Annotated in this window: 21 protein-coding genes; 1 reads left to right on the plus strand and 20 read right to left on the minus strand. The window is 71.8% G+C overall.

All coding sequences use genetic code 11. The features are described from left to right. Positions 1-21: 21 nt before the first annotated feature. Complete coding sequence (soxR, locus tag QSK36_RS31840) at positions 22-489, minus strand: redox-sensitive transcriptional activator SoxR (RefSeq protein ID WP_183533938.1); 468 nt, start codon at positions 487-489, stop codon at positions 22-24. An 80-nt stretch (positions 490-569) separates the two neighbouring features. Here soxR and QSK36_RS31845 point away from each other — a divergent pair, with 80 nt between their 5' ends. Further along, complete coding sequence (locus tag QSK36_RS31845; protein WP_285784927.1) at positions 570-2,042, plus strand: MFS transporter; 1,473 nt, start codon at positions 570-572, stop codon at positions 2,040-2,042. Positions 2,043-2,072: 30 nt separating this feature from the next. Here QSK36_RS31845 and hypE read toward each other — a convergent pair whose 3' ends face one another. From hypE to QSK36_RS31935, 19 genes are all read right to left on the minus strand, one after another. Next, positions 2,073-3,155 (minus strand): hydrogenase expression/formation protein HypE, encoded by a 1,083-nt coding sequence (gene hypE, locus QSK36_RS31850; protein WP_285784928.1) that lies wholly within the window; start codon positions 3,153-3,155, stop codon positions 2,073-2,075. Beyond that, positions 3,152-4,276, minus strand: coding sequence for a hydrogenase formation protein HypD (hypD, locus tag QSK36_RS31855; RefSeq protein ID WP_285784929.1), 1,125 nt, complete (start codon positions 4,274-4,276; stop codon positions 3,152-3,154). Before hypD ends, hypE begins: the two co-directional genes overlap by 4 nt. A 7-nt stretch (positions 4,277-4,283) precedes the next feature. Then, positions 4,284-4,532 (minus strand): HypC/HybG/HupF family hydrogenase formation chaperone, encoded by a 249-nt coding sequence (locus QSK36_RS31860; RefSeq protein WP_352241253.1) that lies wholly within the window; start codon positions 4,530-4,532, stop codon positions 4,284-4,286. Continuing rightward, positions 4,507-4,914, minus strand: a complete 408-nt coding sequence (locus QSK36_RS31865) for a hydrogenase maturation nickel metallochaperone HypA/HybF (RefSeq protein ID WP_183533940.1) — start codon at positions 4,912-4,914, stop codon at positions 4,507-4,509. The genes QSK36_RS31860 and QSK36_RS31865 overlap by 26 nt, the downstream gene beginning before the upstream one ends. A gap of 5 nt (positions 4,915-4,919) precedes the next feature. Beyond that, positions 4,920-5,024 (minus strand): DUF6893 family small protein, encoded by a 105-nt coding sequence (locus QSK36_RS43760; protein ID WP_406540269.1) that lies wholly within the window; start codon positions 5,022-5,024, stop codon positions 4,920-4,922. Beyond that, positions 5,018-5,485: a hydrogenase maturation protease gene (locus QSK36_RS31870; protein ID WP_285784930.1), complete on the minus strand. Its 468-nt coding sequence runs from the start codon at positions 5,483-5,485 to the stop codon at positions 5,018-5,020. The genes QSK36_RS43760 and QSK36_RS31870 overlap by 7 nt, the downstream gene beginning before the upstream one ends. Further along, positions 5,482-6,759: a hypothetical protein gene (locus QSK36_RS31875; RefSeq protein ID WP_285784931.1), complete on the minus strand. Its 1,278-nt coding sequence runs from the start codon at positions 6,757-6,759 to the stop codon at positions 5,482-5,484. The genes QSK36_RS31870 and QSK36_RS31875 overlap by 4 nt, the downstream gene beginning before the upstream one ends. After that, on the minus strand, positions 6,756-7,406 hold the full coding sequence (locus QSK36_RS31880; protein WP_285784932.1) for a DUF6084 family protein: 651 nt from the start codon (positions 7,404-7,406) through the stop codon (positions 6,756-6,758). The genes QSK36_RS31875 and QSK36_RS31880 overlap by 4 nt, the downstream gene beginning before the upstream one ends. Before the next feature lie 2 nt (positions 7,407-7,408). Continuing rightward, positions 7,409-8,020, minus strand: a complete 612-nt coding sequence (locus QSK36_RS31885; RefSeq protein WP_285784933.1) for a DUF5947 family protein — start codon at positions 8,018-8,020, stop codon at positions 7,409-7,411. After that, the gene (locus QSK36_RS31890) at positions 8,017-8,499 is read right to left on the minus strand and encodes a NifU family protein (RefSeq protein WP_183533946.1); all 483 of its coding nucleotides are present in this window, start codon (positions 8,497-8,499) and stop codon (positions 8,017-8,019) included. The genes QSK36_RS31885 and QSK36_RS31890 overlap by 4 nt, the downstream gene beginning before the upstream one ends. After that, on the minus strand, positions 8,496-10,271 hold the full coding sequence (locus QSK36_RS31895) for a nickel-dependent hydrogenase large subunit (protein ID WP_285784934.1): 1,776 nt from the start codon (positions 10,269-10,271) through the stop codon (positions 8,496-8,498). The genes QSK36_RS31890 and QSK36_RS31895 overlap by 4 nt, the downstream gene beginning before the upstream one ends. A 2-nt stretch (positions 10,272-10,273) precedes the next feature. Further along, the gene (locus QSK36_RS31900) at positions 10,274-11,326 is read right to left on the minus strand and encodes an NADH-quinone oxidoreductase subunit B family protein (RefSeq protein ID WP_183533950.1); all 1,053 of its coding nucleotides are present in this window, start codon (positions 11,324-11,326) and stop codon (positions 10,274-10,276) included. Further along, positions 11,313-11,987: a D-sedoheptulose-7-phosphate isomerase gene (locus tag QSK36_RS31905; RefSeq protein WP_285784935.1), complete on the minus strand. Its 675-nt coding sequence runs from the start codon at positions 11,985-11,987 to the stop codon at positions 11,313-11,315. Before QSK36_RS31905 ends, QSK36_RS31900 begins: the two co-directional genes overlap by 14 nt. Beyond that, positions 11,984-12,193, minus strand: a complete 210-nt coding sequence (locus QSK36_RS31910; RefSeq protein ID WP_183533951.1) for a HypC/HybG/HupF family hydrogenase formation chaperone — start codon at positions 12,191-12,193, stop codon at positions 11,984-11,986. Before QSK36_RS31910 ends, QSK36_RS31905 begins: the two co-directional genes overlap by 4 nt. After that, positions 12,190-12,807: a D-sedoheptulose-7-phosphate isomerase gene (locus tag QSK36_RS31915; RefSeq protein WP_285784936.1), complete on the minus strand. Its 618-nt coding sequence runs from the start codon at positions 12,805-12,807 to the stop codon at positions 12,190-12,192. The genes QSK36_RS31910 and QSK36_RS31915 overlap by 4 nt, the downstream gene beginning before the upstream one ends. A gap of 172 nt (positions 12,808-12,979) precedes the next feature. Beyond that, positions 12,980-13,252, minus strand: a complete 273-nt coding sequence (locus QSK36_RS31920; protein WP_169981455.1) for a GlsB/YeaQ/YmgE family stress response membrane protein — start codon at positions 13,250-13,252, stop codon at positions 12,980-12,982. A gap of 76 nt (positions 13,253-13,328) precedes the next feature. Beyond that, positions 13,329-13,979 (minus strand): response regulator, encoded by a 651-nt coding sequence (locus tag QSK36_RS31925; RefSeq protein WP_182898360.1) that lies wholly within the window; start codon positions 13,977-13,979, stop codon positions 13,329-13,331. After that, positions 13,976-15,133, minus strand: coding sequence for a sensor histidine kinase (locus tag QSK36_RS31930; RefSeq protein ID WP_285784937.1), 1,158 nt, complete (start codon positions 15,131-15,133; stop codon positions 13,976-13,978). The genes QSK36_RS31925 and QSK36_RS31930 overlap by 4 nt, the downstream gene beginning before the upstream one ends. A 52-nt stretch (positions 15,134-15,185) precedes the next feature. Next, positions 15,186-16,220, minus strand: a complete 1,035-nt coding sequence (locus QSK36_RS31935) for a LacI family DNA-binding transcriptional regulator (RefSeq protein ID WP_285784938.1) — start codon at positions 16,218-16,220, stop codon at positions 15,186-15,188. Positions 16,221-16,227 lie beyond the last annotated feature (7 nt).

A 16,227-nucleotide genomic window follows, 5' to 3' on the forward strand; every position in this document is an offset into this window, starting at 1 on the left:
CGTCATCCCTTGACCGTCATCTCAGTCGGGGTCGGCGGGAAGGGGGTCGAGCCGGTGCGGGCCGGGACCCTGGCTCGCCAGCTCGTCGTACGGATTGAGCAGCCGGCAGGCACTCATGGAGACGCAGCCGCACCCGATGCAGTTGGTGAGCTCGCGCTGGAGCCGTTCGAGAGCGGCGCGGCGCATCTCCAGGTCGGCGGACCAGGCGCGCGCGATGCGTTCCCACTCTCTCCTGGTGGGCTTGCGGTCATGGGGGAGGTCCCGGAAGACCTCCGCCACGTCCCGCAGCGGGATGCCCAGCCGCTTCGCCACCTGGATCAGCGACACGCGGCGGATCATGTGCCGTGAGTAGCGCCGCTGGTTCCCGGCCGTCCGCTGGGAGAAGATCAGCCCCTGTGCCTCGTAGAAGCGCAGGGCGCTGACGGCGACCCCCGTACGTCGCGACACCTCGCCCACTGTCAGCAGATCGGCCGGATTCAGCTTCGCCATCGAGATCCTCCCAAAGAGCTTGACCTCAACTTAACTTGAGGTTCCAGGATGGTGCCCATCGACGACTAGGGGAGGACGTTGTGAGCACCATCAGCATCGCCGCACGACGTGCGGGACGGGTGAGCCCGCCGGTGACCGCCGCCACCGTGCTGCTCGGCGTCCTGGCGCTGGCCATGTCGATCGCGGGCACCGCGGTGGCGGTCCCGCGCATCGGTGGCGACCTGGGCGTGTCGGCTGGGTCCCTGCAGTGGGTGGTCGCCGGCTACAACCTGACTTTCGCGGCGTTCACGCTCGTGTGCGGCTCGCTGGCCGATCTCTTCGGCCGCCGCCGCGTCTTCACCCTCGGTGCGGTGCTGTTCACGGTGGCGGCGCTGGCCAGCGCGATCGCGGACGGCATCTGGGTGCTGAACGCGGCACGGCTGCTGGCCGGGGTGGGAGCCGCCGGGATGATGGCGGCGGGCGCCGCGATCCTGGCGGCGACGTTCGAGGGCGCGGCCCGTACGCGCGCCTTCGCCGGGATGGGCACCATGGCGGGCGTCGGCATCGCGATCGGCCCGAGCCTGTCGGGCTGGCTGATCGGCGAGTTCGGCTGGCGTGGCACCTTCGGCGTGAACGTCGCCGTCGGCCTGCTGGTCCTGGCGGGCAGCAGGTTCGCCCCCGAGTCGCGGGCCGCCGAACGCCCGCGCGTGGACCGCGCCGGGGCCGCGACCTTCGTCGGCGGGCTGGCCCTGCTGATGTTCGGCGTCATGAGGGGGCCCGAGCAGGGCTGGGGCGCAGCGCCGGTGTTCGGCGCGCTGGCGGCGGGAGCCGTGCTGCTGGTGGCCTTCGCCCTGGTGGAACGCCGCAGCGATCGCCCGGTCCTGGACCTGACGCTGGTAGGGAACGTGTCGTTCATGGGCTGGTGCCTGGGGACCCTGGCGACCTCGGTCGGCTTCCTGGGCGTGCTGGTCTTCCTGCCCACCTACGTGCAGGGCGTGAACGGAGTCCCGGCGAGCGAGGCGGGCGTGATGATGCTCATGCTGACCGCCCCTGTCCTGGTCGTCCCGCCGCTGGGCGGCTGGTTGGTGACCCGGGGTGTGCCCGGACGCGCTCTGATCACCGCGGCGCTGGCCCTGGTCGCGGCGGGCAACGCCTGGCTGACCGTGCTTCACCCGGGGATCGGGACGCTCGCGCTGCTCGGCCCGTTGCTGCTGATCGGCGTCGGGATGGGACTGTCGTTCGGGATCACCGACGGCCAGGCCATGAACGCCGTCGAACCCGACCGCGTCGGAGTGGCGGCGGGATTCCTCAACACCGTGCGTGGCACGGCCGAGGCGTTGGTCATCGCGGTGTTCGGCGCGGTGCTGGTCAGTGTCATCGGCGCCAAGACCGGCTCAGCCGTCGCGGCGGCACGAATCGCCGCGGGCGACGTCGCCGCTCACGAACAGGCCGCGTTCACCGACGGGTGGCGGGTGACCCTCTGCGGCGTCGCCCTGCTCACCGCACTCGGCGCCGCTGCCGTGTTCTTCATGCTCCGGACGCGCCGCCCCCACCAGGGCCAGCCGATGGGCTAGCCGCCCTGGTCGCCCGCGGGCAGCGGCGGGTCAGCAGATCCGCGGCAACGGGTCGCCGACCAGCACGTCGATGATCCGGGTGCCGCCGAAGGCGGTCTTCAGCAGCACCAGGCCCGGGGGATCGTCCCGGACGCGGCCGACGATCGCGGCGCCCGCGCCGAGCGGGTGGCCCCGCAGTGCGGCGAGCGCGGACTCGGCCGCGTCCCCGTCCACGACCGCGACCATCCGGCCCTCGCAGGCGACGTAGAGCGGGTCGATGCCCAGCAGCTCACAGGCCCCGCGTACGGCCGGCCGTACGGGCACGGCGTCCTCCTCGACCACGACGGCGACACCGGCGGCGCGGGCGATCTCGTTCAGTATCGTCGCGACGCCGCCCCGGGTCGCGTCCCGCAGGCACCGCACTCCCTCGCCGACAGCGGCCTGGAGGGCGGCGATCAGGCCGTTGAGGGGAGCGGTGTCCGACGTCACGTCGGCCTCGATGTCCAGCTCGCCCCGCGCCAGCATGATCGTGACACCGTGCTCGCCGATCGGGCCGGACACGAGGACGGCGTCGCCGGGACGGGCGTGTGCGACGCCGAGGCGCGCGTCCCGCTCCAGCAGTCCCACGCCGGCCGTGGTGACGTAGCAGCCGTCGGCCTTGCCGCGCTGCACCACCTTGGTGTCCCCGGTCACGATCGACACCTCCGCCGCCGCGGCGGCCCGCGCCATCGACGCGCTGATACGCCGCAGGTCCTCGACCGGGAACCCCTCCTCGAGGACGAAGCCGGCCGACAGGTACAGCGGCCGGGCCCCGCACACCGACAGGTCGTTCACGGTCCCGTTGACGGCCAGGTCGCCGATGTCGCCGCCGGGGAAGAACAGCGGGGAGACCACGTAGGAGTCGGTCGTGAACGCGAGCCGCGCGCCGCCCGCGCCGAACACCGCGCCGTCCTCCAGCGGCTCGAGCAGCGGGTTGCGGAACGCGTCGAGGAAGACCGCCTCGATCAGCGTCTGGGTCGCCTTGCCGCCGGCGCCGTGGGCCATCGTGATGCGCTCCTCGCGTACGCGGGCCTTCCGCTGCCGGGCGCGGTCGATGCGTTCGAGAACCTGCTGCTCACGGGTCGTCTCTGTCACCGGGTCGCCTCCCTCACCCGTTGGCGGGAGAACCGTCCGAAGTTGTAGTAGGCCGCGCAGGCGCCCTCGGACGACACCATGCAGGTGCCGATCGGCGTCTCCGGCGTGCAGGCCGTGCCGAACACCTTGCACTCCCACGGCTTGAGCACGCCCTTGAGCACCTCGCCGCACTGGCAGGCCTTGGGGTCGGCCACCCGGCTGCCGGGTATGTCGAACAGCCGCTCCGCGTCGTACGCCGCGTACTTCTCGCGCATGCGCAGCGCCGAGTGGGAGATGAAGCCGAGGCCGCGCCACTCGAAGTAGGGCCGCAGCTCCATCACCTCGTTGACGGCCCGCAGGGCACGGATGTTGCCCGCCCACGGCACGACCCGGGCGTACTGGTTCTCGACCTCCGACCGGCCCTCGGCGAGCTGGAGCAGCAGCATGTAGACCGACTGGAGGATGTCCAGCGGCTCGAAGCCCGCCACGACCAGCGGCTTGCCGTAGCCGCGGGCGATGAACTCGTACGGCCGGCAGCCGATGATCGTGGAGACGTGGCCGGGCCCGATGAAGCCGTCGAGACGCAGGTCGGGCGAGTCCAGGATCGCCTTGATCGCGGGGATGATCGTGACGTGGTTGCAGAAGACCGAGAAGTTCCGCACGCCCTCGGCCGCCGCGCGCAGCACGGTCATGGCGGTCGACGGCGCGGTGGTCTCGAAGCCGATGGCCATGAAGACCACCTGGCGGTCCGGTTCGCGCCGGGCGATCTTCAGGGCGTCCAGCGGCGAGTAGACCATGCGGATGTCGGCGCCCTGGGCCGTGGAGTCGAAGAACGACCCGCGCCCGCCCGGCACCCGCATCATGTCCCCGAACGACGTCATGATCACGTCCGGCTGTTCTGCGATGTGGATCGCGTCGTCCACGCGGCCCATCGGGATCACGCAGACCGGGCATCCGGGGCCGTGCACCAGCGTGATCGTCTCGGGCAGGTAGTCCTCCAGCCCGTGCTTGTAGATGGTGTGGGTGTGGCCGCCGCACACCTCCATGAACTTGTAGGCCCGGCCCGGCTCGCACAGGCTCGCGATCCTGGCGGACAGCGCCCGCGCCTTGTCCGCGTCGCGGTACTCGTCGACGAAGCGCATGGGTCCTTCACCTCTCTATGGACGAGTCACGCAGCGCGGCCAGTTCGTCCTCGTACGCCTGGCCGATGCCCTCAAGGAACTCCAGCGCGGCCCTGGCCTCGGCCTCGTCGATCTTCGACAGCGCGAAGCCGACGTGGATCAGGACCCAGTCGCCGGGCCGCAGGGGCTGCCCGTCGAGCAGGCCGATGTTGACGGCCCGCCGGACCCCGCTCACGTCCACCCTGGCGAGGTCAGTCTGGTCGGGCGGAATCTCCACGATCTCGCCCGGAATACCCAGGCACATAGGACGCCTCCGCAGTGATGTCGGGGTCGAGCTGGATGGATTCGAGGACGAGGCTGTCGCCGCCCTCGGTGTCGACGTCGATCCCGCCGCACAATCCGCAGATCGTGAGCGGGTCGGCGCACATCGCGGAGTGCCCGCAGCCCCGGCAGATGAGCCGTACGGGCTCGATGACCAGGTCGAGCGTCGCGCCCTCGGCGACCGTGCCGGCGGAGGCCAGGCAGAAGGCCTGGTCGAGGGCGTGCGGGGCGATGCGCAGCAGCGCGCCCGCCCGCACCCGGGCGCGGCGCACCCGCCTGCCGGCGGCCCGGCGCTCGACGGCGTCGACCACGGCTTCGGCGATCCCGAACTCGTGCATCGGGGTCACATCCTTCTGATCCGCAAATAGCGTCGGATGTCGGGCAGCGACTGGACGACCAGCACGGCCAGCCCGGCCGCCAGCAGCACGAAGACCACGCGTTTCAGCATCGCCGTCCCTCCTCCGCGATCAGTTCGAGCACGAGGCCGGCGGCCTCGGGGACGGCCGCCGCGACCGGCGGGCTCAGGTCCATCCCCGGCGTCACGTCGGCGGGCTCGCAGCCGACCAGCAGGACTCTGCCGCCCCGCGGGAGATCGAGGCCGGAGGCCAGCGTGAGCACCGCGTCGGGGGTCATCGCGTGCGCGTCCACGAAGGCCGGCGCCGCTTCCGGGAGGGTGGGCTCCAGGACGCTTAGCGTGCCGGGGGCCCGTCCCGCCGGGATCGCGTCCACGAGGATCGTGAGGTCGTATCCCGAGGTCAGCTCGTAGGCGAGATGGATCCCCCGGATGCCGAAGTCGCCGACCTCCACGCCGTCGGGCACCCCGGTGGCGGCGAGGCGGCGGGCCACCGCCACGCCGAAACCGTCGTCGCCGAGGAAGACGTTGCCCACGCCGGCCACCAGGGTTCTCATGCGGGTTCCACCTCGTCCGGCGCGAAGTAGAGGAACCGTCGCTGCTCGCGCTGGAGGTCGGCGGCGGGGTCGTCCTCCAGCGTGACGGCCAGGTGGCGCAGGCCGTCCAGGTCGAGGAACACCGCCTCGACCCGAGCGGTCCGCCCGGCCAGGAACATGTCGTGCGCGTCGGCGCGGCGGCCGCCGGGCCGCAGCCGCACCCGGCTCCCCCTGGCGATCCGCACCCCGGCCACGGTCACGGCGTCGTCCTCCGGTGTCGTCCTGGTGGGGACCTCCAGGTGACGAATGGCGCCGTGGAGGCGTTCGAGCAGTTCCGGCGGCAGGTTGGCGGCCCGTTCGAGGATCTCGGCGGCGCGCGGGTCGGTGACCCGGGCCTCCCGCTTCTCCTCCTCGGTCAGGGTCAGCGTGCGCAGCGTGAGCAGTTCGTCGATCTCGGTCGAGTCGAACAGGTCGCCCGGGCTCTCCGGGGCGATGGCCGGGTGGTCGTACAGGATGATCGGCGAGGACAGCACGACGTCGCGGCGGCCGGGCTCGCCCACCAGGACCGGCCAGGTGTTCTCGTTGCGGCACTGCCGCGCCGCCGCCTCGGCCCACATCGGCGGGTCGAGCAGCGAGACGAAGGCCCCTCCGCTCACCCCGATCAGCAGGTGGGCGGCGACCAGCGAGCGGCGCAGGGCCTCCTCGCGCGGCGCGTCCTCCCGCTCCCAGTGGGCCGTGTTCTCCACCTCGACCCGCAGGCGGACCAGCCCGTACGGCCCGGGCAGCCGTTCGGCGGAGACCCGCATCTCCGCGTCGAGCTGCTGGTGCTCGCAGACGATCCGGCCGGTCCGCTCGCCGCCGGGACCGGCGATGTTCTCGATGACGCGGTCGCCGGGCACCCGGATCTCGATCGTGCGCCGCCCACTCGTCACGTGTGTCAGGCTCAGCCCGGCCCTGGCCTCCCGCTCGGTGGCCTCGTCGAAGCTGAGGTAGTCGCGCCCGCCGACGGTCAGCTTCGGCACGGGCCAGTAGCCGTCGTCCTCCTCATGCTCGACCGTCCTGCTCCTGACGTGCAGGAACCGCAGGCGCAAGTCGAGCTGGGCCTCGCCGGGGGCCTCCAGCAGGCACTCGGTCACGCTGCCCGAAGGCTCGCCGGGGTAGTTCGGCGGCACGAGCACGCCGAACTGCCAGCGCATGCGGTTCTTGGCGGCCGAGGCGCGGTAGGGGTAGAGCAGGTAGCCCTCGTACAGCACGGCGTCCGCGACGCGGCGGGCCGCCTCCATCGGCGCGGTCACCGCGCTCCCTCCTTCAGGCCCGCCTCTTCAAGAAGCAGTTCGATCGCCTCATCGACGGTCGCGAGCACGCGTTCGGACTTGAAGCGGAGGACCTCGCGCACGGTGTCGCGGCGCAGCCGCAGCCACCCGGAGCCGGGGAAGGCGGTGTCGATCGTCTCGCGCCACACCGCGACCGGCAGGCGGTGGCGGGTCTCACAGTGCCAGGGGATCTGCCGCATGCTCACCCCGCCGGCGGAGCGGGCCAGCACGGTCCCGCTGAACAGCAGCAGCAGCGGGATCTCGCCGTCGTCCAGGGAGGCGAAGTATCGGCCCGCGGCCACCTCCAGGTCGTAGCCGCACGGCACGGTCACGTCGATCTCCGTGCTCGCGGTGAAGGCGGGCACCATCGCCTGCGCCATGGCGAACTGCATCGGCCGCAGCGTGTCACCCCACCGGGCCGGCTCGCCGAACAGGTCCGCCAGCAACGCCGCCTCCTGCGGTCCGTACGGCCTGCGGCGCGGCTCGATCCTGATCTGGCAGCGCAGCGCGATTGCGTGGACGCCCTCGGGGGAGGGGTCGGTGACGCGCAGGCGGAAGACGAGCGTGGGCGAGGCCGCGTACGGCTCGGGCCGGGCGCCCAGGCAGTCGAAGCGGAGATCACCGTCCAAGTTCAGCCCCTTTCAACGATGCGGGCCCGCCGGCGCAGGGCGGCGAAGAAGCCGTCGATGGCCTCCCACGCCTCCCGCCCGCCGCCGAAGCCCTTCCAGTGCAGCCGTACGAGGCCGACGAGCCGGTAGCAGGCGTCGATCGGCACGAGATGGCAGGAGAACGACCCGTCGGGAGCCCGGTCCACCAGCAGCGCCTCGACGTCGGGCTCGGCGTACGCCAGCGCCGGGTTGGCCGCGAGCACCCGCTCCCAGGTCGCGAGCGGGAGCAGCGACTCGGTCGCCCCGGCCGGGCTGGGATAGAAGGCCACGGTCCGGCCGAGCGAGGAGTTGTGGAAGAAGAACGCCGTACGCACCGGGATGCCCAGGTCGTCCCAGTCGGCGGGGGAGACCAGGAAGGACGGCGCGTAGAGGAAGCGGTCAGGCACGGCCCGATACCGTCCCTGGCCCGGCCGGACGAACAGCAGGCGGCAGCCCCGGCAGACGCACATCAACGCCCGGGTCTCCAGGTCGACGACGTGTCCGTGCTCGCCCTCCAGGAGTTCGGCGCACATCTCGCACCGCTCCGCCGGCTCCGCCCGGGCCGGTTCGCGGAAGCGGCGCAGGCCGGTGCTCATGCCGGGCGCCTGCCGATCTGCAGCAGGGTCACGGCGCTCTCGACCTCCACCCGCGCCACCTCGGGGGCCACCCGGGCGATGGCGCGCTCGATCGACTCGGTGACGGCGATCCGCGACGAGGGGCAGCCGCAGGCCCCCTCCAGGCGCAGCCGTACGACGCCGCCCTCCACGCTCAGCAGCTCGGCCCCGTGACCATGAGGGTGGCCGTCGAGCGCGGCCCGCACCCGCTCGGCGGTGGTCAGCGGGTGCAGGTCGTGCAGCACGAGCAGGCCCGAGACCAGCGGGTCCTCCGCCAGACCGCGCAGCGCGCCGGCCGCCCCGGCCTCGGTGACGATCGCCATGACGCGTTCGAGGCCCGCGCCGTACAGGCCGACGATCTCCCGTAGAAGTTCCTCCGCTGTGGCACGGGTTTCCGAGCCCACCAGCGCACCGAGCAGTCGCTCGATCCGCTCGCCCGACACGGCCACGTCGTACGTCATGGCGTCCCCGTGAACGCGTGCGGGCTGTGCACCACGCGCAGCTGCCTGCCCCGGCCGAGGTACATGTGGACGCCGCAGGGCAGGCACGGGTCGAAGCTGCGGACGGTGCGCATGATGTCGATGCCCTTGAAGCTCTCCGGCGGGTTCTCCTCGAAGATCGGGGTGTTCTGCACCGCGTCCTCGTACGGCCCCGGGGTGCCGTTGAAGTCGCGCACGCTGGCGTTCCACGGCGTCGGCGGGTACGGGTGATAGTTGGCGATCTTGCCGTCCCTGATCACCATGTGGTGGGACAGGACGCCCCGGACGGCCTCGGTGAAGCCGCAGGAGATCGCCTCGTCGGGCACGGTGAACGGCGACCACGTCTGGGTGTGCCCCTGGCGGACCTCGCCCAGCGCCTGCTCCGCGAAGTACAGCGCGCACGCGGCGGCGTACGCCTGGAAGTACGTCCTGGCCCGGTTGCGCTCGATGGCGTTGGACAGCAACTCCCCGTTGCGCCGGGGAATCCGCCACTCGAAGGTCTTCTGCGGCCGGGTCGCCGTCCTCGGCAGGTTGATCTCCACGCTGTGGCCGGTGGACCGGACGTAGCCGATGTCCACCAGGCCCGACAGGGCGGTGACCCACAGACGGGCGAGCGGCCCGCCGCCGGTGTCGAGCGCGAGCAGGTTCTGCCCGTCGAACCAGCGCGGCGACATCACCCAGCTGTACTTGTCGGTGAAGTCGCGCTTCTGCGGATGCGGGATCGTGTGCTGGTTCCACGGATGGCGGATGTCCACCGGGTTGCCCAGCGGGTCCTCGGTGACGAACGGCTCCCTGTCGGCCCAGTCGTCGTAGTAGGAGCTGCCCAGCAGGATGCGGATGCCGAGGTTGATGTCCACCAGGTCGTTCGTGACGAGTTCCCCGTCAACCACGATCCCTGGGCTGACGAACATCCTCCGGCCCCAGTCGTTCATGTTCCGGTAGTCGAAGTCGCAGTGCTCGGGGTCCTGGAAGCTGCCCCAGCAGCCGAGCGTCACCCGCCGCCGACCCACCTGCTCGTAGCCGGGCATCGCGTCGTAGACGAAGTCGAACAGGTCGTCGTGCATCGGGACGACCCGCTTCATGAACTCGACGTACCGCATCAGCCGGGTGAGGTAGTCGGTGAACACCTGTACGGTCGCGACCGTCCCGATCCCGCCGGGGTAGAGCGTGGAAGGGTGCACGTGCCTGCCCTCCATCAGGCAGAACATCTCCCTGGTGGTGCGGCTCATCGCCAGCGCCTCGCGGTAGAACTCGCCCTCCAGCGGGTTCAGCGAGCGCATGATGTCGGCGATCGTGCGATATCCGTGGTCGGCCGCGTGCGGGGCCTCGGTGCGCTCGGCCTGCGCCAGCACGCCCGGGTTGGTCTCGCGGACCATCTTCTCGCAGTAGTCGACCCCGACCAGGTTCTCCTGGAAGATGTTGTGGTCGAACATGTACTCGGCCGCCTCGCCGAGATTGATCATCCACTCGCCGATGTGCGGTGGGCGCACGCCGTACGCCATGTTCTGGGCGTAGACCGAGCAGGTCGCGTGGTTGTCGCCGCAGATCCCGCAGATGCGGCTGGTGATGAAGTGCGCGTCGCGCGGGTCCTTGCCCTTCATGAAGATGCTGTAGCCGCGGAACACCGACGAGGTGCTGTAGCACTCGGCGACCTCGCGGTTGGCGAAGTCGACCTTCGCGTAGATGCCGAGACTCCCGACGATCCTGGTGATCGGATCCCAGGCCATCTCGACCAGTTCGCGTTCCGGCGTCATCGCTAACTCCAGGGGGCCTTGTAACCGGTGAGCAGTTCGCGGCCCTTCTTGTGCCACTTCGGCTCTTTGTCGACCGTCTTGAACGTGATGCTGCGCAGCGCCCGGATCACCGTGCCGTACGCCGCGCTCGCGGTCGAGGAGACGCGGGCGCCGGGCGGCTCGTCCATGAACGGCATGAACTTGTCGGGGAAGCCGGGCATCGTGCAGGCGATGCAGATGCCGCCCACGTTGGGGCAGCCGCCGATGCCGTTGATCCAGCCGCGCTTGGGCACGTTGCACTTCACGACCGGCCCCCAGCAGCCGATCTTCACCAGGCACTTCGGCGAGCCGTACTCGGTGGCGAACTGGCCCTGCTCGTAGTAGCCCGCCCGGTCGCAGCCCTCGTGCACGGTCTCGCCGAACAGCCACGTGGGGCGCAGCATGTGATCCAGCGGGATCATCGGCGCCTGCCCGGCGAGCTGGTAGAGCAGGTAGAGGATCGTCTCCGACAGGTTGTCCGGGTGGACCGGGCAGCCGGGCACGTTGACGATGGGCAGCCCGGCCTTCGACCGCCAGTCCCAGCCCAGGTAGTCGGCCACACCCATCGCCCCGGTCGGGTTGCCCGCCATCGCGTGGATGCCGCCGTACGTCGCGCAGGTGCCGGCGGCGAGCACGGCGGTCGCCTTGGGCGCGAGACGGTCGAGCCACTCGCTGGTGGTCATCGGCTGGCCGGTGTCGGGGTTGTTGCCGAACCCGCACCAGTAGCCCTCGCGCTTGATCGACTCGTTGGGGATCGATCCCTCGATGACCAGCACGAACGGGTCGAGCTCGCCCCGGTCGGCCTTGAAGTACCACTCGATGAAGGTGTCCGCGCCCTGCATCGGACCGCACTCGAAGTCGATCAGCGGCCAGTGGACCGCGACCTCGGGCAGGCCGGGCAGCGCGCCGAGCACGATCTCCTCGATGCTCGGCTGGGTCGCGGCGGTGAGCGCGACCGAGTCGCCGTCGCAGCTCAGCCCGGCGTTTATCCACAGGATGTGGACGACGGGCTCCTTCTGTCCGTCAGGCGCCGTCATCGCTGTCACCGGCTTCCATGCGGGTCAAGGCCTGTTGGGTGAGCTCCCAGAGCGCGTGATAGACGGTGGTCTGGGCCTCCTGGATGCGGTGGACCGAGGCCGAGGGCACCACGAACAGGTGGTCGATGGTGCCGAGCTCGGCCATCTGGCCGCCGCCGTAGCCGGCCAGCCCGACCGTGAGCATGCCGCGCCGGTCGGCCTCCTCGAACGCGGCGATGAGGTTGCGCGAGTTACCGCTGGTGGACAGGCCGAGTGCGATGTCTCCCGCGAAGGCGGACGCGGCGAGCTGCCGGGCGAAGACCACCTCGAAGCCGATGTCGTTCGCCAGCGCCGTCACGACCGCGATGTCCGCCGTGAGGGCGAAGGCGGGGAGCGGCCGGGCCGCGCCGCCGGGGTTCATGAACAGTGTCGCCACGTCCTGGGCGTCGGTCGAGCTGCCCCCGTTGCCGAAGGCGAACAGCCGGGCTCCCGCCGCGAACGCCCCCGCCATGGCCTCGGCGCAGGCGGCGATCCGCTCCCCGTCGCGCTCCAGCACCGTCCGGCGCAGGGTGACGATCTCGTCGACCTTCTCCACCGTCGACTCGCGTACGGAGGTCATCACCGCGTCGAGGTCCGTGGACCCCGAGTAGAGGAAGGGGTACAGCGCCTCGATGTCGCTCACTGTCTCATCTCCCTCACGACCGCGATGGCCTCCTTGGCGTGGACCAGGATGGTGTCGCCGGGCTCGGCCTCCACCAGGGCGACGCTGACCACCTCCCGGCCCCGGTCGGTGTCGACGAGGGCGAGGTCCCGCTCCAGGAGCCGTACGACGGTCACCGCGACGGCCTCGTCCGAGCAGGTGACGCATGTCTCGTCGTGGCAGCTCATGGGATGACCCGTGGATCCAGCACGCCGGGCTGCTCGAAGAACACGTGCACCAGCTCCCAGAGGATGTGGTAGGTGGTGACGTGCACCTCCTTGACCACGCGGGGATCGGCGGAGCGGGCGATCAGGACGTGGTCGACGGCCGGGCTGCGGCCGATCGGGCCGCCGTCGTCGCCGCCGGTCAGCGCCAGCGTGAGCAGGCCGAGCCGGTGCGCCGTCTCCAGGCCTCTGAGCACGTTCACGCAGCCGCCGTCGGAAGAGATGCCCAGCGCGATGTCCTGCGGCGCGGCGAGACGGCGAAGCTGGTGGGCGAAGACCTCCTCCAGGCCCGCGGTCGCGGCCACCCCCGTGATCGTCGCCACGTCGCTCGTGAGCGAGAACGACGGCAGCGCCCGTTTGCCCACGATCACCGGGTGGACGAACTCCACCGAGATGTGCTGGGCGTCGGTGGCGGCCTCGCCGTTGCCGAAGACGATGAGCCGCCCGCCGCCGTGGAAGCGCATCGCCATCGCGTGGCAGGCCCTGGCCACCGCGTCGGCCTCGTCGGCCAGGCCGAGCGCCGGGCCCACGCGGCGCGCGAAGACCTCCGGAACACGTGCAAGGACCGCCTGGTCCATACCGGACCACTTCCCCCGGATCGCGTCATCCCTCAGGGAAAACCCCTGGTTAACGACCGTACGCCGAGCCGTGACGGGGGGAATCAACAGATGTCGGTGATTTCGTAAAGATCACTACAGTCCGAACACGCCGACGGCCCCGGCCGGGCCGGGGCCGTCGGCGGGACACGGCCTATCCGACGCTCTTGCGGCGGTACAACGCGACGGCGCCCATGACGCCGATCGCGGCGAGCACCACCTGGATGATCAGCTGGATCCAGCCGAACCCGCCCGCGGGGGCGACTCCGAGCGCTCCGGCGATCGCCGTGCCGATGAAGGCGGCGATGATACCGATGACTATGGTCAGCCAGATCGGGATGGCCTGGCGTCCGGGGACGACGAGCCGGCCGAGAGCGCCGATGATGAGTCCGATGATTATGGCGGAGATGATGCCGCTGACGGCCATGCTGCCACCCTCCCTAGTGTTCGGTGCCTCCCTTCTGCCCAGCCAAAACCGGACAAAACCCGACAAATCGGGACGATCAGGGCTGAGCGATGCGGTTCTCCCAGGCCCAGGCCGCGACCTCGACCCGGTTGCGCAGGCCGAGCTTGGCCTGGATGCCGGCCACGTGGCTCTTGACCGTGCTCAGCGAGATGAACAGCTCGGCCGCGATCTCCTGGTTCGTACGGCCACGGGCGACGGCCCGGACGACCTCCAGCTCCCGGTTGGAGAGCGGATGGTCCGCCCCGCCGGAGGCCGGCAGCTGAGCCGTCAGGTGGCGCAGCAGCCGCAGGGTGACCGACGGGGAGACCAGGGCGTCCCCCTGGTGGGCGGCCCGCACGGCCTCCACGAGCAGGGCGGGGCCGCAGTCCTTGAGTACGAAGCCGGTCGCACCCGCCCGCAACGCGCCGTAGACGTACTCGTCCAGGTCGAACGTGGTGACCACGACCACCCGCAGCGGGTCGGGGACGCCGGGCCCGGCCAGGGCGCGGGTGACCTCGATGCCGTCGAGCCGGGGCATGCGCACGTCCACCAGGCACACGTCGGGCCGCAGCCGCCGGGCCGCCTCCACGGCCTCGGCGCCGTCGGCCGCCTCGGCGACCACCTCGATGTCGGGCTGGTCCTCCAGGATCAGCCGCAGGCCGCCGCGGACCATCGCCTGGTCGTCGGCCACCAACACCCTGATCGTCATCGGCGTGCCCGCTCCGGCAGCGCCTGTGACCGGGGCACGGGCAGGGTGGCGAGCACCGACCAGCCGGACCCCTGACTCGGCCCGGCGCGCAGCGTGCCGCCGAGTGCCTCGACCCGCTCGCGCATCCCGATCAGGCCGTACCCGCCGCGCTGGTGATGCCGCGAGGGGCCCCGCGGCGAGTCGTCTGCGACCTCGACGGTGAGCGTCTCACGGTCCCGCTCCACGCTGACCGTGACCGTGCGGGCGTGCGGGGCATGGCGGGAGACGTTGGTCAGCGACTCCTGCACGATCCGGTAGACCGTGCCGGCCACCTCGGACGGCCACGTCGCCGTCTCCTCCTCGCCCGGCAGCCGCAGGCGCACCGCACGGCCGCCCGCCTCGAAGCGCCCGACCAGCTCGCCGAGCCCGCCCAGCCCGCCGGGCGCCGGGGTGGCGGGCTCGTCCGGGTCGCGCAGCAGGCCGACGACGCGGCGCATCGCGGCCAGCGCGCCGGACCCGGCGGCCTCGATCTCGGCCAGGGCGTCGCCCGCCTTCTCGGGGCTCTTCCGCGCGACCAAGCGGGCGGCCTGGGCCTGCACCACGATGCCGGTGACGTGATGGGCGACGACGTCGTGCAGCTCGCGGGCGAGCCTCAGCCGTTCCGCGCGGCGCACCCTGTCGGCGACGGCCCGCCTGCGGGCGTCGAGCAGCCGCGGGCACAGCCCGGCCACGACGGCGACGGCCCAGGCCAGGACGTTCATCAGGGTGACCGAGGGCACTCCGGCGGCGAGCGTGTGCGCCGTCAGCAGGCTGCCGGCGGCCACGGCCAGCCCGCCGGCCGCCACGCCGCAGGCCGTGCGGACCGGCAGTACCCTGACCGCCGTGCCGACCAGCACCGCCAGGCCGAGGGCCATCCCGGGACCGGGCTCGCTGGGCAGATCGACGAACCTGGCGGCCAGGACGGCGGTCGCCGCGACGGCCAGACCGGCCGCGGCCGCCCGCGCCGGGTCGAACCGGCGCGCCAGGGCGATCACGCACACCACCGCGCCCGCGGCGCAGTCGAACCGCCAGTAGCCGCCGCCCCAGCTGTCGGCGATCCGGGAAGCCCAGAAGGCCAGCACTGCGGCGAAAACGGCGCCGAGTCCGACGTCGGCCGCCCATCCCCCTACACGCACAGCAGCGAGGCTACGAGATCGGCCGCCCGGGCAGAACCGGCCAAAAGTACTGTTATCGCTGTGCCGGTGCGGTGCTCTCCCGTACGACGAGGGTGGTCGCGAGCTCGACCCGGTGCTGTTCGAGCGGCTCGCCGTCCGCGAGGGCCAGGACCATCCGCGCGGCGGCGGCCCCCATCTGCACGAGCGGCTGCCGTACGGTCGTCATGGGCGGCCCGGCCCACTGGGTGAAGGACAGGTCGTCGAACCCGACGACGCTCAGGTCCTCGGGGATGCGCAGCCCGGCCCGCCTGGCGGCCTCGTACACGCCGAGCGCCTGCAGGTCGTTGGCGGTGAAGACGGCGGTCGGGGGATCGGGCAGGCGCAGCAGTTCGGCCCCGTCACGCAGGCCGCCCTCCACGTACAGGGTGCTGACGCGCACGAGCTCGGGGTCCACGGGCACGCCCGCCGCGTCCATCGCGGCGCGGTAGCCGTCGAGCCGCGCCCGGCAGCACGGCCACTGCGTCGGCCCGCTCAGCATCGCGATGCGGCGGTGGCCGAGGTCGAGCAGGTGGCGGGTCGCGGCCATCCCGCCGCTCCAGTTGGTGGCGCCGACCGACGGGGTCTCGTGCAGCGGCTCGCCGGTCGGGTCGAGCACGACCAGGGGGATCGAGCGGGTGGCGAGCTGCGACTGCTGCTGCACCGTGAGCTCGGAGAAGACCGCCACGACGCCGGTGGGGCGGCGGGCGAGCACCTGCTCGGTCCACGCCCTGCCCGGGGTGAGCCGGCCCTGCATCTCGGTGAGCACCACGGCCAGCTCATGCTCCCTGGCGACCTGCTCGACACCCTGGATGATCTCCAGTGCCCACAGGCTCTCCAGGGCGTGGAAGACGAGCTCGATGATCGCCGCGGGCTCGCTGTCGCGGCGCCGGTATCCGTGCTCCCGCAGCACCGCCTCCACCCGCTGCCGGGTGGCCAGGGCGACTCCCGCATGCCCGTTGAGCACCCGCGACACAGTCGGCGCGGACACCCCCGCCAGGTGCGCGATCTCGCTCACGGTCAGCCTCTGACGCGGAAGCTCCCCGTCGAGGGCCCGGTCGGTCGAGGTCACGGCGACA

This window comes from Microbispora sp. NBRC 16548, assembly GCF_030268985.1.
In the GTDB taxonomy this organism is placed as follows: domain Bacteria; phylum Actinomycetota; class Actinomycetes; order Streptosporangiales; family Streptosporangiaceae; genus Microbispora; species Microbispora catharanthi.

Bases quoted from the DNA above. Each gene is read 5' to 3' on its own strand.
- QSK36_RS31865 (WP_183533940.1), bottom strand. From the start codon at position 4,914: ATGCACGAGTTCGGGATCGCCGAAGCCGTGGTCGACGCCGTCGAGCGC.
- QSK36_RS31900 (WP_183533950.1), bottom strand. From the start codon at position 11,326: ATGACGGCGCCTGACGGACAGAAGGAGCCCGTCGTCCACATCCTGTGG.
- QSK36_RS31915 (WP_285784936.1), bottom strand. From the start codon at position 12,807: ATGGACCAGGCGGTCCTTGCACGTGTTCCGGAGGTCTTCGCGCGCCGC.
- hypD (WP_285784929.1), bottom strand. From the start codon at position 4,276: ATGCGCTTCGTCGACGAGTACCGCGACGCGGACAAGGCGCGGGCGCTG.
- QSK36_RS43760 (WP_406540269.1), bottom strand. From the start codon at position 5,024: ATGCTGAAACGCGTGGTCTTCGTGCTGCTGGCGGCCGGGCTGGCCGTG.
- QSK36_RS31870 (WP_285784930.1), bottom strand. From the start codon at position 5,485: ATGAGAACCCTGGTGGCCGGCGTGGGCAACGTCTTCCTCGGCGACGAC.
- QSK36_RS31910 (WP_183533951.1), bottom strand. From the start codon at position 12,193: ATGAGCTGCCACGACGAGACATGCGTCACCTGCTCGGACGAGGCCGTC.
- QSK36_RS31925 (WP_182898360.1), bottom strand. From the start codon at position 13,979: ATGACGATCAGGGTGTTGGTGGCCGACGACCAGGCGATGGTCCGCGGC.
- QSK36_RS31885 (WP_285784933.1), bottom strand. From the start codon at position 8,020: ATGAGCACCGGCCTGCGCCGCTTCCGCGAACCGGCCCGGGCGGAGCCG.
- QSK36_RS31920 (WP_169981455.1), bottom strand. From the start codon at position 13,252: ATGGCCGTCAGCGGCATCATCTCCGCCATAATCATCGGACTCATCATC.
- soxR (WP_183533938.1), bottom strand. From the start codon at position 489: ATGGCGAAGCTGAATCCGGCCGATCTGCTGACAGTGGGCGAGGTGTCG.
- QSK36_RS31895 (WP_285784934.1), bottom strand. From the start codon at position 10,271: ATGACGCCGGAACGCGAACTGGTCGAGATGGCCTGGGATCCGATCACC.
- QSK36_RS31890 (WP_183533946.1), bottom strand. From the start codon at position 8,499: ATGACGTACGACGTGGCCGTGTCGGGCGAGCGGATCGAGCGACTGCTC.